Source organism: Myroides odoratimimus (genome assembly GCF_001485415.1).
Lineage (GTDB): Bacteria > Bacteroidota > Bacteroidia > Flavobacteriales > Flavobacteriaceae > Flavobacterium > Flavobacterium odoratimimum.
Window position 1 is genome coordinate 195257 of sequence record NZ_BCMQ01000003.1, and the last position, 14271, is coordinate 209527.

A 14271-nucleotide genomic window follows, 5' to 3' on the forward strand; every position below is an offset into this window, starting at 1 on the left:
CCAATATACAAATATGGAATTAGTACATTATATTACTTCAGATGTATTTACAATCGAGAAGTTAAATGAGATTTTAACTCAAGGTCAAAAAATACAGCTTTCTGAAGAGGCAAGAGCGAATATTGTGAATTGTCGTATGTATTTAGACGATAAAATGGCTAAACAAGCAGATCCTATTTATGGGATTAATACAGGGTTTGGTTCATTGTGTAACGTCAAAATAGACAGTGATAACTTATCTCAATTGCAAGAAAACTTAATGATGTCTCACGCTTGTGGAACAGGAGAGATTGTTCCTGAAGAGATCGTTAAGATTATGTTGTTGTTAAAAGTGAAGTCTCTTAGTTACGGTAACTCAGGGGTTCAGTTAGAAACAGTAGAGAGATTAATTGATTTCTTTAATAATGATATTCTTCCTGTAGTTTATAACCAAGGGTCTTTAGGGGCTTCAGGGGATTTATCTCCACTAGCACACTTGACATTGCCATTAATCGGTGAAGGAGAAGTGTTCTGTGATGGATTTAGACAACCGGCCAATAAAGTGCTAGCTAATCACAATTGGCAGCCTATAAAATTAAAATCAAAAGAAGGATTAGCCTTGTTGAATGGAACTCAGTTTATGAGTGCTTATGGGTGCTATATTCTTTTGAAATCAAAGAAATTATCTTATTTAGCTGATGTTATAGGGGCTATTTCTTTAGAAGGTTTTGATGGTAGAATTGAACCGTTTAATGAATTAATTCATTATGTAAGACCTCATAAAGGACAGATAGAGACAGCACAGTTCTTTAATGAAATTTTAGAAGGGTCTGAATTGATTAGTCGTCCAAAAGAGCACGTTCAAGATCCATACTCATTCAGATGTATTCCACAGGTACATGGAGCATCAAAAGACGCTATCGATTATGTGAATCGCGTGTTTAAAACAGAGATTAACTCTGTAACAGATAACCCAAATGTGTTTTATAAAGACGATATTATCGTTTCTGGAGGTAATTTCCATGGACAACCATTGGCATTAGCGTTAGATTTCTTAGGAATTGCTTTAGCTGAATTGGGAAGTATATCAGAACGTAGAACTTATCAATTGATTTCAGGGCTAAGAGGCTTACCAGCATTCTTGGTTTCTAATCCAGGTTTAAACTCAGGGTTTATGATTCCTCAATATACAGCTGCGAGTATTGTAAGTCAGAACAAACAATTAGCAACTCCTGCGAGTGTGGATAGTATCGTGTCAAGTAATGGACAAGAAGATCACGTAAGTATGGGGGCTAATGGGGCTACGAAGACGCTACGCATAGTAGATAATTTAGAGCGCATTCTAGCTATAGAATTGATGAATGCAGCACAAGCATTAGAGTTCAGAAGACCTGCGAAATCAAGTGAGTTCATTGAATCTTTCTTGAAAATTTATAGAGAAGAGGTTTCTTTTGTAGATGTTGATCGCATTTTACATTATGATATAGAAAAGTCAATAGCATTCTTAAATTCATTTCAGATAGATTTAGAAGCTTAAGACTTATAAAATTATAGAAATATTAGGATTAACCGCATCTTTCTTTCTAAAAGGGGTGCGGTTTTTTTAATATATATGCTATATTTGTATACGTTTATAAAAATGATTCTCATTGGCCAACATTAATAAACTTAAAATCCTAAATGATCCTATTTATGGATTCATTTCTATACCAAACTCTTTGGTATATGACTTAATTGAACACCCTTATTTTCAACGATTGAGAAGAATCTCTCAAATGGGAGTATCTTATCTAGTATACCCTGGTGCTCATCACACTCGTTTTCATCATGCTTTAGGCTGTATGCATTTAATGCAAAAAGCGGTACAAGTTTTGCGCTTTAAGAATGTAGAGATTTCTGAAGAAGAAGAAAATGCTTTATACGTAGCTATTTTACTTCATGATATAGGGCATGGACCTTTCTCTCATGCGATGGAAGAAAGTATCGTAGAGGGAGTTCATCACGAAGAGATTTCAATCTTGTTTATGAATCGTTTAAATAAAGAGTTTGAAGGGAAGTTAGACTTAGCAATCAAGATATTTAAAGGTGAATATCACCGTAAGTTTATGTTACAATTGATCTCAGGTCAGTTAGACATGGATCGTATGGATTATCTAAAGAGAGATAGTTTCTATAGTGGAGTAGCAGAAGGTAATATTAACTCAGAGCGATTAATTCAGATGTTGAATGTAGTGAATGATGAGTTAGTCGTGGAAAAGAAGGGGATTTACTCTGTAGAGATGTTTTTGATCGCACGTAGATTAATGTATTGGCAAGCATATCTACACAAGACAAGTGTATGTGCAGAATTAATTTTAGTGCGTGTATTAAAACGAGCAAAAGAATTAACTCATAAAGGAGTAGAGTTATGGTGTAGTGAGTCTTTACAATTCTTTCTAAAGAATCAGATAGAAGAAGGAGATTTCGATCAAGTAGGGTTAGAGAAATTCGCTTTATTAGACGATTCAGATATTCTAGGAGCTCTTAAATCATGGCAATTCCATAATGACTTTATTTTGTCAGAATTGAGTAAAATGATTATTAATCGCGAGCTATTACGCATTGAATTTGTCTCAGATAAAGAGGAAACAAAGTTAAAGTTAAATAATATGCTTGATAAAGTATCTAAGAAATATTCTATTTCTAATGAGGCTTCAAAATACTTTGTATTTAAAGGAAAAATGGAGAATCAAGCGTATAGTAAAGATAAAGAGCCTATTATGATACTTAAAAAAGATGGGACAACAAAAGATGTGTTATCGGTATCAGATGAACTAAACCTTAAATCATTGACGAAAGTGGTGACAAAGTATTTTGTTTGTTATCCAAAAAACGTTTTTGAAAGTTAAATTTCAATTATATTTTATATTTTTGCCTCGATGAAAATAGCAGCAGAACAAATAGCGTCAGTATTAGAAGGAGAAATTGTAGGGAATCCTATGATAGAAGTAAGTACATTGGCTAAGATAGAGGAAGGAACAGCAGGTTCGATTTCTTTTTTAGCGAATCCTAAATACGTACACCATATATATACAACAAATGCCTCTGTGGTTATCGTAAATAAAACTTTCGAACCAGAGCATCCAATAACAGCAACTTTAATTAAAGTAGATGATGCGTATAAAGCATTCTCTAAATTATTAGAGTATTACAATCAAGTGAAATTAATGAAATCTGGAATCGAACAGCCTTCAGTTTTATCAGAAGGGGTAGAGTACGGAGATGATTTATATTTAGGTAGTTTTGCCTATATTGGTAAAAATGTTAAAATAGGAAATAACGTAAAAATATACCCTAATACATTCGTAGGAGACAATGTACGTATTGGGGATAATACAGTTTTATTTGCAGGAGTTCGTATTTACTCAGAATCTGTAATAGGAGCTAATTGTACTTTTCATGCAGGAGTAATTATTGGATCTGATGGATTTGGTTTTGCACCTAATCCTGATGGGACATTTAATAAAGTTCCTCAGATAGGTAATGTTATCATTGAGGATAATGTAGAAATAGGTGCAGCGTCTACTATAGATAGAGCTACCTTAGGATCTACAATTATTCGCAAAGGAGTAAAGTTAGATAATCAAATTCAGATAGCTCACAATGTGGAGATAGGAGAGAATACAGTAATCGCTTCTCAAACAGGAGTGGCGGGATCTACAAAGATTGGAAAAAACTGTATGATAGGAGGGCAAGTAGGTATAGTAGGACATTTGACAATAGGTGATAATGTTCGTATTCAGGCTCAGTCAGGAGTAACTAAGAATTTAGAGAATGGTGCGGCAGTACAAGGTAGTCCAGCATTACCTCATAGTGATTTTTTAAAGTCATATAGTTACTTTAAAAACTTTTCTAAGATTGTTAGTGACATAGAGTCAATTAAAAAGAATATAAAATAAGAGCCTTTCAAAATATTTAAAGAGATTTAATTATGGTTAAACAAAAAACCATCCAAAGCGAAGTAACACTTAGTGGTGTAGGTTTACATACAGGTCAATTGGTGACAATGACTTTAAAACCTGCTCCAATCAATAATGGTTTTACTTTTGTACGTATGGATTTAGAGGGACATCCAATTATAGAAGCGGATGCTAATTATGTTGTAAATACACAACGTGGTACAAACCTTGAAAAAAAGGGAGTAAAAATACAAACAACAGAGCATGTATTAGCAGCTTTTGTAGGATGTGATTTAGATAATGTTATCATTGAGTTAAACGCATCTGAGCCTCCTATTATGGATGGGTCTTCTAAATACTTTGTTGAAGCAGTTGAAAAAGCAGGTATTGTAGAACAAGATGCTGAACGTGAGGAGTACATCGTAAAAGAAGTTATTTCTTTTGTAGATGAACAAACGGGAAGTGAGATAATCGTTATGCCTTCTGATAGTTACCAAGTGACTGCAATGGTTGATTTTGGTACTAAAGTATTGGGTACACAGAATGCTACATTGAAATCAATGTCTGACTTTAAAGAAGAGATTTCTGAAGCACGTACTTTTAGTTTCTTACACGAGCTAGAAGCATTACTTGCTAACGGATTGATTAAAGGAGGAGATTTAAATAATGCTATTGTTTATGTAGATAAGGATATATCTCCAGAAACAATGGAACACCTTAAAAAAGCATTTGGCAAAGAAGAGATTGCTGTTAAGCCAAATGGGGTTTTAGATAACTTAACATTACATTATCCTAATGAAGCTGCACGTCATAAATTACTTGATGTAATCGGAGATTTAGCTTTAATAGGAACAAGAATTAGAGGTAAAGTTATTGCAAATAAACCAGGACATTCAGTGAATACTAATTTTGCTAAGAAAATGTCTAAGATTATTCGCAATGAAAAGCGTAACCAAGTTCCATCTTATGATTTACATGCAGAACCATTAATGGATGTAAATAAAATTATGGCTTTATTACCTCACAGACCTCCATTCTTATTAGTAGATAAGATTTTAGAGATGTCTGATAAGCACGTAGTAGGACTTAAGAATGTAACGATGAATGAACCATTCTTCGTTGGACACTTCCCTGGTGCACCAGTTATGCCAGGAGTTCTTATCTGTGAAGCAATGGCTCAATCAGGAGGAATTCTTATCTTGAGTACTGTACCAGATCCAGAAAACTATCTTACTTATTTTATGAAAATGGATAATGTGAAGTTTAAAAACAAAGTACACCCTGGTGATACTTTAGTTTTTAAATTAGAGCTTATTACACCAATAAGAAGAGGGATATGTCATATGCAGGGATATGCGTATGCCAATGGAAAATTAGTAGCTGAGGCTGAATTAATGGCTCAGATTTCAAAAATAACAAATAACTAAGAATATGAATCAGCCTTTAGCATATGTACATCCTGGAGCTAAAATAGCTAGAAATGTTGTCATAGAACCTTTTACAACCATTCATAATAATGTTGAAATAGGGGAAGGAACATGGATAGGATCAAATGTTACTATCATGGAAGGAGCTCGCATCGGAAAGAATTGTAAGATTTTTCCTGGAGCAGTTATTTCAGCAGAACCACAAGATTTAAAATTCGAAGGAGAAGTTACAACAGTAGAGATAGGGGATAATACAACTATTAGAGAATGTGTAACAATCAATAGAGGAACAAAAGATAGATATAAAACTGTTATCGGTGATAACTGTTTAATTCAGGCGTATAGTCATATTGCACACGATTGTATCGTTGGTAATAACTGTATTTTTTCTAACTCTAGTACTTTAGCTGGACACGTTACTATAGGAGATTATGTTGTATTAGCAGGATTAGTTGCTGTACATCAATTCTGTACTATCGGATCACATTCATTTGTGACTGGAGGTACATTAGTACGTAAAGACGTTCCTCCTTATATTAAGGCAGCACGTGAACCTATTTCTTATGCTGGTATTAACTCAGTAGGATTGAGAAGAAGAGGATATTCTCCAGAAAAAATCAGAGAGATTCAAGAGATCTATCGTATTTTATATCAAAAGAACTATAATACAAGTCAAGCACTTGAAATTATAGAGGCAGATATGGAAGCAACTCCAGAAAGAGATGAAGTTTTAATGTTTATCCGTAATTCATCAAGAGGAATTATGAGAGGATATTCAGGAATATATTAGTAATACTAAATAAAATAAAAGAATGGCAACAACAGCTGATATTAGAAATGGTTTATGTATCCAATACAACAATGATATTTATAAAATTGTTGAGTTTTTACACGTTAAACCTGGAAAAGGGCCTGCATTTGTTAGAACTAAAATGAGAAGCGTTACTAATGGAAGAGTATTAGAGAATACTTTTTCTGCTGGTCACAAAATCGATACTGTAAGAGTAGAAACACATAAATTCCAATATTTATACCCAGAGGGAGATCAGTTCCACTTTATGAATGTTGAGACTTATGAGCAAATTACGCTTTTAAAAGACGTATTAGATGCTCCAGGCTTATTAAAAGAAGGAGAAACTGTAATGGTTCAAATTAATTCAGAGACTGAATTACCGTTAGCAGTAGATATGCCTGCTTCTGTAATTCTAGAAGTAACTTATACTGAGCCAGGAGTAAAAGGAAATACAGCTACAAATGCTACAAAACCTGCTACTGTTGAAACAGGTGCTATTGTCAATGTACCTTTATTCATCAACGAAGGTGATAAAATCAAGATTGATACATCAAACAGCGCTTATATGGAGCGTATCAAGGAGTAATCACTTTTTAGAAGAAGAGAGATGCGTTTTGCAAAAGTTCAAGATTTACAGACTATAGCAGAGATTATTGGATGTAAGTTTGTAGGTGATGCTAATTTTCCAGTTTATGGAATGAACGAAATTCACGTTGTACAAGAAGGTGAAATCGTTTTTGTGGATCATCCTAAATATTATGATAAAGCGTTAAACTCTAATGCGACAATCATTTTAATTAATAAAGATGTAGAGTGCCCAGAGGGTAAGGCTTTATTAATATCTGATGATCCGTTTAGAGATTTTAATAAATTATCTAAGTTCTTTAACCCGTTTAAACCAGCAACTGAGGTACAAGCTAAAGATGCTATTATCGGGGAAGGAACAATCATTCAACCTAATGTATTCATTGGTCATAATGTAGTGATTGGTAAAAATTGTGTTATTCACCCTAATGTAGTTTTATATGATGGAACTATTATAGGGGATAATGTAGTTATTCATGCTGGAGCTATACTAGGTGCTGATGCGTTCTACTATAAAAAGAGACCAGAAGGATTTGATCCATTAGTATCTTGTGGTAGAGTAGTTATCGAAGATAACGTAGGTATCGGTGCTGCATGTACTATAGATAGAGGTGTGACAGGAGATACTACTATTAAAGAGGGAGCTAAAATAGATAATCAAGTTCATATCGGACATGATACTGTGGTAGGTGTACGTTCTTTAATTGCGGCTCAATGTGGTATAGCTGGTTGTGTGGTCATAGAAGATGAAGTAACGCTATGGGGACAAGTAGGTACTACAAGTGGTATTACTATTGGAACTAAAGCTGTTGTTTTAGCTCAATCTGGAGTATCTAAATCGTTAGTTGGAGGTAAAGTTTATTTTGGGTATCCTGCAGAGGAATCAAGAGATAAATTAAAGCAATTAGCTAGTATTAAGAGAATACCAGAATTAGTAGAGAAAACTAAGCATTTATAGTATTTGACATTCGTGTCTGACATAAATCAGGTTTCTTGAGATTGAAAACAAAGAATGTTATTAATTAATCAATTAATCTTACTTATAAGGGGGTAAAAAGTTTTAATAGTAATTAGAATTGTTTATTTTTGTGTAAGTAAGTTTAAATAAATAAAAACAAGATCATGAGTGTTTTAGTAAATAAAGATTCAAAAATAATCGTTCAGGGGTTTACTGGAAGTGAAGGTACATTCCACGCTTCACAAATGATTGAGTACGGAACAAACGTAGTAGGTGGTGTAACTCCAGGAAAAGGGGGAACTACTCACTTAGATCGTCCAGTATTCAACACAGTTTCAGAAGCTGTAGAAAAAGCAGGTGCTGATACATCTATTATTTTCGTACCACCAGCATTTGCTGCTGACGCTATAATGGAAGCTGCTGATGCAGGTATCAAAGTTATTATTTGTATTACAGAAGGTATTCCAGTAGCTGAAATGATCAAAGCTTACGACTACATCAAAGGTAGAGATTGTAGATTAGTTGGACCTAACTGTCCAGGAGTAATCACTCCAGGTGAAGCTAAAGTTGGTATTATGCCAGGTTTCGTTTTCAAAAAAGGAACAGTTGGAATCGTTTCTAAATCAGGAACTTTAACTTATGAGGCTGCTGATCAAGTTGTAAAACAAGGTTTAGGTATTACAACAGCTATCGGAATTGGTGGAGACCCAATCATTGGAACAACTACTAAAGAAGCTGTACAATTATTAATGGCTGATCCAGAAACTGAAGCAATCATTATGATTGGTGAGATTGGTGGTCAATTAGAAGCTGATGCTGCTCGTTGGATTAAAGAAAATGGTAATAAAAAACCTGTTATCGGATTCATCGCTGGAGAGACTGCTCCTAAAGGAAGAACAATGGGACACGCTGGTGCTATCGTAGGTGGAGCTGATGATACAGCTGCTGCTAAGAAACGTATCATGAGCGAATGTGGAATCCATGTTGTTGATTCTCCTGCTGAGATCGGTAAAAAAGTAAAAGAAGTTTTAGGATAATTCTATTCTAAAATAAAACAAATAAGGAAGGCCTATACATCATGTATAGGCCTTTTTGTTTAAAAATATTTTTGCTGTATTTTCAATATTCTTGATTACTCATCAGCTTTTTTTAAATATCGCTTTTATAAGAGATCTTCTGTTTAGTATATTTAGGTTTGATATCATAATTTATACTTAATTGAAGGTTAAAAATTAAGTATGTTCTTAATGAATAATTTATTAGCTTGTGTTTAATAATGGAAATTAACAGAATAAAAAAATAATCCATTTTAATGATAGGAGTATTTGTGCTAATAAAAATCTTATGTATATTGTAATGCACTTACAAAATAAGTAATAGTTATGTCTTTTTACTAGTAAGTATTGATTTAGAACCCTAACCAAACTATAACTATAGCAATTGAAAAATTGTTTTATTTCAAAAAGAGACTCTTTATTAAGAGTCTCTTTTTTTATTCTTTATCTAATAAGTATAAGTAAGCAGGAGGTAAGTGGTGTGACATTATATTTTCAGGTTTATGAAACTTGATTTGATATTCTGTATCCTTGAGTCCATCTAATATAATTGGGTTACTACATCTCGCATAGTTACTATTTAGAACATATTTAGGCTCTACTAATTCTGGTAATTGTTTTTGAATTAGGTTAAAGACAAAGGAACCTAGATATTTGTTATATTTCTTGACACTTTTTTCGGTAGGCTTTTTTATACCATTAAAAATACTAGTAGCAACCATTCTCTTAGGCCAAGTTACTTTTTTTAATGCTTTTTTTACCTCGTGATCTGCTAAAGGGCTAATTTCGTTAAAGTCTCTAAAAGTCTGTGTTGTTGGTGGAAGTTCAGGAACCCAGTCTTGGGTATTAATAACAGAGTAACTCCAACTTTTAGCTAGTTTCTCATATTGATAACTAAAGTAAAGATTTCCAGGTTTAGGAGGAGCAATTGCATAAGTCTTAAACTGTAAATCTTTAGGTAATTTTCCTTCTAGTTGTTGATTCATTAGATTAGCTGTTATTAGATAAGCTATAGCAGCACCTTGACTATGTCCAGAGATAATAAAATCTTTATGATTTTTCTGGACTAGACTATCCAACTTAGGTTTAATATCTTCCATTAAATATAGAGATGCTATAGTCCATCCTGCATGAACAGTTGCTCGTTCATCTTGAGATAGTTTGTAACTAACTTTTTTAGTATTATCTAATTGTATTTCTCCTGATGAAGGAATCATAGCTGCATAGTAATTAGCTAACCAACTAGCTCCCTTGTTTACAGATCCTCTAATAACTATTTCTACAGTATTTGTTTTATCATTGTGGTATAATGCCCACATATTGGTTAACCCCATTTCTGGTGATCTATACGTATTCTTATAACCAGTAAGATTATAAAGTGAATCTGTGGGGAAAGCTTTGTGTATATCAGTAGCTAGTTGTAAGCTATTGTATATTTCTTGTTTATCAGCTATAGGCTTTAAGTTTTGTGCAAAACTGATAGAAGTAGAACAAAGTAAAAGGAGATAAATTCTTTTTATCATAGAAAAGGACTTTACTAGTGTTATTTAGTTAAATATTTACACGATTCAAATCAAAGTTACACTTTTAAATTTTTGAATGCCGTTAAAAATGTATAAATTAGATGTAAACTTTAAAAAAAGAGATATGGCTAATTCATTTGTAAAAACTGTAAAAGATCGAATTAAGAACTGGTATATACCTGTAATCATTGGTATACTTTTTATAATAGGAGGAATATATATGTTTAGTACTCCTATTACAGCATATGCTTCACTAACTATTATCTTTAGTTGTATGTTTTTAATTGCTGGTATTTCAGAGATTATCTTTGCTTTTTCTAATCATGATCAACTTGATGGTTGGGGATGGTTGCTTTTTTCAGGAATTATAGATGTGGTATTAGGTGTTATTTTAATTGGAACGCCTACGTTATCGGCAGTAGTTCTTCCTATTTATGTTGGTTTTGGATTAATGTTTAGATCTATTAGAGGAATGGGAACAGCTTTTGACCTTAAAAACTACGGTGTAAAATCATGGACTAGCTTATTTGTTTTTGCTTTACTTGGGTTAGTATTTTCATTCTGTATGTTATGGAATCTTGAGTTTGGTGCATTTACCATTGTATATTGGACAGCATTCTCATTCATATTATTAGGAGTTTACAGTTTATTGTTTGGTTTCTTCTTGAGAAGGATAAAAAAATATTCAGGAAAGGTTGATCAAGAGCTGTTAGAGCAATATGAAAGGATTCAAGAAGAAGTTCGAAAGAGATTACACGATAAATAAGTATAATTATTTGATAAAGTTTATTGGGTGTTGTAAAAAATGCATATTTTGCAAGTAATAAATAAAAGAGATTATGAAAAAAATTGCAATGCTATTTGCCTTTGTAGCTACATCACTATTAGTTGGGTGTGAAGGGTCTACTGGACCACAAGGGCCTCCAGGACCAACTATGTATCCTTATGTAGAAGAAATTAAATTAAGTTTTACAAAAGACTTGACTAGTACTATTCAAGGACAACTTATTAAACATCCAAACGGATTTGTAGATGGTGACTTGGTGTTCGTGTTTATAGCTGATAAATTTAGTAATGATGGTAAGCCTCTTTTTTCACCTTTACCTACCAGATACTTTGTAGATGTAGATAAAGTAGAAAAAGAACTTGAATATAGTTATAATTATTCTCCATATGATACAGAAATCGTTGCAAGAGCTAATGCTCCTCTAGGTTTTTTTAATGGAGATGGAGATAAACATGAAGGCTTTATAAAGAATATGATTTTTAGAATAGTATACATTCCTGGAAGTACACCTGTAATAGGTACTAAGTCTGATAATAGTAAAGAAAGTGAGAAGACTAGTTTATCATACGAAGAAGTTGTACGCAAGTATAACTTAGAAGATGTAAAAGTAGTTAAGAAGTACTAGATAATAATATTTAAAAGGTAGAGGCGCTAAGTTTCTACCTTTTTTTGTTTCTATAGGTAAAAATATAAGGGGGGGAGTGCTCTTGAATATACTTTTTTAAAAAATATTACAAAAATATAGGGGGTGTGTGTTGTTTTTAATGACTTTTATTTAAATTTGTACTCATAAAACAGGGGGTGTCCCTTCAAAAACTATTAATTATGTCAACATTTCGTTTTCGAGCAATTGAAAAAGCAGCATCTAGAGAAGCTGTAAAGGTAGAAGAACTGGGTAGAAAATCATTGATCTTTGGTGATCACGTATTTAATGACAAGTCAATGCGACAATTTTTAACTCCAGAAGCTTATCAGGCTGTTAAGAATGCACAACTAGGAATTAAAATAGATCGTCGATTAGCTGAGTACATTGCATTGGGAATGAAAGAATGGGCGCTATCGAAAGGAGTAAGTCACTATACGCACTGGTTTCAACCACTGACAGGAACGACAGCAGAGAAGCATGATGCTTTCTTTGAGACGTCTTTTGATGGTGATCCTGTTGAAAAATTTAATGGTAGTCAATTAGTACAACAAGAGTCAGATGCATCTAGTTTCCCTAACGGAGGAATTAGAAATACATTTGAAGCAAGAGGGTACACAGCTTGGGATCCTACATCTCCTGCCTTTATCTTTGGTTCTACATTATGTATTCCTACTGTATTTATCTCTTATACTGGTGAGGCTTTAGATAATAAAACTCCTTTATTAAAAGCGCTTAATGCAATAGATGATGCTGCAACTGAAGTAGCTAAATTCTTTGATAAAAATGTAAAGAAAGTAACGACTACTTTAGGGTGGGAGCAAGAGTACTTTTTAGTAGATAGTGCTTTAGCTGCTTCTAGACCTGATATTCTTACTACAGGAAGAACATTATTAGGGCATACAGCTGCTAAAGGACAACAATTAGATGACCACTATTTCGGTTCTATTCCAACTAGAGTACTGAATTATATGCATGATTTAGAGAATCACTGTATCTTATTAGGTATTCCTGTTAAGACTAGACATAATGAAGTAGCTCCTAATCAGTTTGAATTAGCACCTATATTTGAGGAAGCTAATTTAGCAGTGGATCACAACTCTTTATTAATGGATGTAATGAAAAAGGTAGCTGAGAAGCATCACTTTAAAGTATTATTCCATGAGAAACCATTTAAAGGAGTTAATGGTTCTGGTAAACACAATAACTGGTCATTGGCTACTGATACTGGTGTGAACTTGTTGAGTCCTAGTAAAACACCTAAGAGTAATTTACAGTTCTTAACTTTCTTTATCAATACGATTAAAGCTGTAAATGATAATGAAGAGCTTTTAAGATCAGCTATTGCTTCTGCAAGTAATGATCACCGTCTTGGAGCGAATGAAGCACCACCGGCAATTATGTCTGTATTTATTGGACAACAATTGACTAAGGTTCTTAATGAATTGAAAGAGGTAACAGATGGAAAGTTGTCACCAGAAGAAAAAACAGATCTTAAATTAAATGTAGTTGGAAAAATTCCAGATGTATTATTAGATAATACAGATAGAAATAGAACTTCTCCATTCGCTTTTACAGGTAATAAATGGGAATTTAGAGCAGTAGGATCTACAGCTAACTGTGCTGGACCGATGACTGTATTAAATACAATAGTAGCTAAACAGCTTAGAGACTTTAAAAATGAAGTGGATGCACTAGTAGAAAAAGACGGATTAAAAAGAGATGAGGCAATCTTCAATGTATTAAGAGAATATATTAAAGATAGCGAGAGAATTCTTTTTGAAGGTGATGGATACGGTGATGAATGGGAAAAAGAAGCAGTAAAAAGAGGATTGAGTAATAATAAGACAACTCCTTCTGCTTTAAGAATTAAGAAAGACCCTAAAGTGATTTCAATCTTTGAAGAGATGGGAGTGATGACTAGTATAGAGATGCATGCTAGATATGAGATCGAGCTAGAAGAATATGTAAAACGTATTCAGATAGAAGGACGTGTGTTAGGAGATATCGCAAGAAATCATGTAATACCAACGGCTATCAAGTATCAAAACTTAGTAATTGATAATGTGAAAGGTCTTAAAGAGATATTCGGTGCTGAAGATTTCGGAACGATTGCAGCAGAGCAATTACAAATGATTAAAAAGATATCTCATCATATAGAGCAAATTAATGCTAAGGTTACTGAGATGACAAATGAGCGTAAAAAAGCGAATCTAATAGAGGATGTTGAACAACAAGCTCATGCATACTGTGATGTTGTAAAACCTTATTTTGATATTATCCGTTACCACAGTGATAAATTAGAATTAATGGTAGATAATGAGCTTTGGACATTAACGAAGTACAGAGAATTGTTATTTACGAACTAAAAATAGTGATAAATTGAAAAAAAGACGACTTATGCTTCTTAGCTAAGTCGTCTTTTTGTTGGTATATATAAAGAGTTTTATGGTATTATGTATAGTATTACCGCTATTTGAGGATGGTGTTTATTGTATTTTTTGTGATTAAAGTATATTTTATTTATTTTGTTAATTAGTATGTAAAAATATATTACTTTAGAAAATTCTTAAGAATTACGAA

General features: G+C 33.1%; 12 protein-coding genes. 11 read left to right on the forward strand and 1 reads right to left on the reverse strand.

Annotation, left to right across the window (positions count from 1 at the left end; all coding sequences use genetic code 11):
* Positions 1–13: 13 nt before the first annotated feature.
* The 8 genes from hutH (at position 14) to sucD (ending at position 8717) form a co-directional block, all read left to right on the forward strand.
* Entirely contained in the window at positions 14–1516 is a 1503-nt protein-coding gene (gene hutH / locus MODO_RS04325; RefSeq protein ID WP_059050717.1) for a histidine ammonia-lyase, read from the forward strand.
* 112 nt (positions 1517–1628) lie between these two features.
* Positions 1629–2867, forward strand: coding sequence for an HD domain-containing protein (locus tag MODO_RS04330; RefSeq protein WP_006258924.1), 1239 nt, complete (start codon positions 1629–1631; stop codon positions 2865–2867).
* Positions 2868–2897: 30 nt separating this feature from the next.
* Entirely contained in the window at positions 2898–3917 is a 1020-nt protein-coding gene (gene lpxD, locus MODO_RS04335; RefSeq protein WP_059050720.1) for a UDP-3-O-(3-hydroxymyristoyl)glucosamine N-acyltransferase, read from the forward strand.
* Positions 3918–3949: 32 nt separating this feature from the next.
* Entirely contained in the window at positions 3950–5344 is a 1395-nt protein-coding gene (locus tag MODO_RS04340) for a bifunctional UDP-3-O-[3-hydroxymyristoyl] N-acetylglucosamine deacetylase/3-hydroxyacyl-ACP dehydratase (RefSeq protein ID WP_006258922.1), read from the forward strand.
* A 4-nt stretch (positions 5345–5348) separates the two neighbouring features.
* Complete coding sequence (lpxA, locus tag MODO_RS04345) at positions 5349–6134, forward strand: acyl-ACP--UDP-N-acetylglucosamine O-acyltransferase (protein WP_006258921.1); 786 nt, start codon at positions 5349–5351, stop codon at positions 6132–6134.
* A 22-nt stretch (positions 6135–6156) separates the two neighbouring features.
* Complete coding sequence (efp, locus tag MODO_RS04350; RefSeq protein WP_006258920.1) at positions 6157–6723, forward strand: elongation factor P; 567 nt, start codon at positions 6157–6159, stop codon at positions 6721–6723.
* Positions 6724–6744: 21 nt separating this feature from the next.
* Complete coding sequence (locus MODO_RS04355) at positions 6745–7680, forward strand: UDP-3-O-(3-hydroxymyristoyl)glucosamine N-acyltransferase (RefSeq protein ID WP_006258919.1); 936 nt, start codon at positions 6745–6747, stop codon at positions 7678–7680.
* Between the two features lie 164 nt (positions 7681–7844).
* A complete protein-coding gene (gene sucD / locus MODO_RS04360) occupies positions 7845–8717 on the forward strand; it encodes a succinate--CoA ligase subunit alpha (RefSeq protein WP_006258918.1) in 873 nt (290 codons plus the stop codon).
* 455 nt (positions 8718–9172) lie between these two features.
* Here sucD and MODO_RS04365 read toward each other — a convergent pair whose 3' ends face one another.
* Complete coding sequence (locus tag MODO_RS04365) at positions 9173–10258, reverse strand: lipase family protein (RefSeq protein ID WP_006258917.1); 1086 nt, start codon at positions 10256–10258, stop codon at positions 9173–9175.
* A 124-nt stretch (positions 10259–10382) separates the two neighbouring features.
* On the opposite strand from MODO_RS04365, the gene MODO_RS04370 reads away from it, so the two are divergent.
* From MODO_RS04370 to MODO_RS04380, 3 genes are all read left to right on the forward strand, one after another.
* Positions 10383–11024, forward strand: coding sequence for an HdeD family acid-resistance protein (locus MODO_RS04370; RefSeq protein ID WP_225581548.1), 642 nt, complete (start codon positions 10383–10385; stop codon positions 11022–11024).
* Positions 11025–11097: 73 nt separating this feature from the next.
* Positions 11098–11670: a hypothetical protein gene (locus MODO_RS04375; RefSeq protein ID WP_006258915.1), complete on the forward strand. Its 573-nt coding sequence runs from the start codon at positions 11098–11100 to the stop codon at positions 11668–11670.
* A 200-nt stretch (positions 11671–11870) separates the two neighbouring features.
* The gene (locus MODO_RS04380; RefSeq protein ID WP_006258914.1) at positions 11871–14057 is read left to right on the forward strand and encodes a glutamine synthetase III family protein; all 2187 of its coding nucleotides are present in this window, start codon (positions 11871–11873) and stop codon (positions 14055–14057) included.
* The last annotated feature ends 214 nt before the right edge of the window (positions 14058–14271 follow it).

Bases quoted from the DNA above. Each gene is read 5' to 3' on its own strand.
- hutH (WP_059050717.1), top strand. From the start codon at position 14: ATGGAATTAGTACATTATATTACTTCAGATGTATTTACAATCGAGAAG.
- MODO_RS04380 (WP_006258914.1), top strand. From the start codon at position 11,871: ATGTCAACATTTCGTTTTCGAGCAATTGAAAAAGCAGCATCTAGAGAA.
- lpxD (WP_059050720.1), top strand. From the start codon at position 2,898: ATGAAAATAGCAGCAGAACAAATAGCGTCAGTATTAGAAGGAGAAATT.
- MODO_RS04340 (WP_006258922.1), top strand. From the start codon at position 3,950: ATGGTTAAACAAAAAACCATCCAAAGCGAAGTAACACTTAGTGGTGTA.
- sucD (WP_006258918.1), top strand. From the start codon at position 7,845: ATGAGTGTTTTAGTAAATAAAGATTCAAAAATAATCGTTCAGGGGTTT.
- MODO_RS04365 (WP_006258917.1), bottom strand. From the start codon at position 10,258: ATGATAAAAAGAATTTATCTCCTTTTACTTTGTTCTACTTCTATCAGT.
- MODO_RS04355 (WP_006258919.1), top strand. From the start codon at position 6,745: ATGCGTTTTGCAAAAGTTCAAGATTTACAGACTATAGCAGAGATTATT.
- MODO_RS04370 (WP_225581548.1), top strand. From the start codon at position 10,383: ATGGCTAATTCATTTGTAAAAACTGTAAAAGATCGAATTAAGAACTGG.
- MODO_RS04375 (WP_006258915.1), top strand. From the start codon at position 11,098: ATGAAAAAAATTGCAATGCTATTTGCCTTTGTAGCTACATCACTATTA.
- lpxA (WP_006258921.1), top strand. From the start codon at position 5,349: ATGAATCAGCCTTTAGCATATGTACATCCTGGAGCTAAAATAGCTAGA.
- efp (WP_006258920.1), top strand. From the start codon at position 6,157: ATGGCAACAACAGCTGATATTAGAAATGGTTTATGTATCCAATACAAC.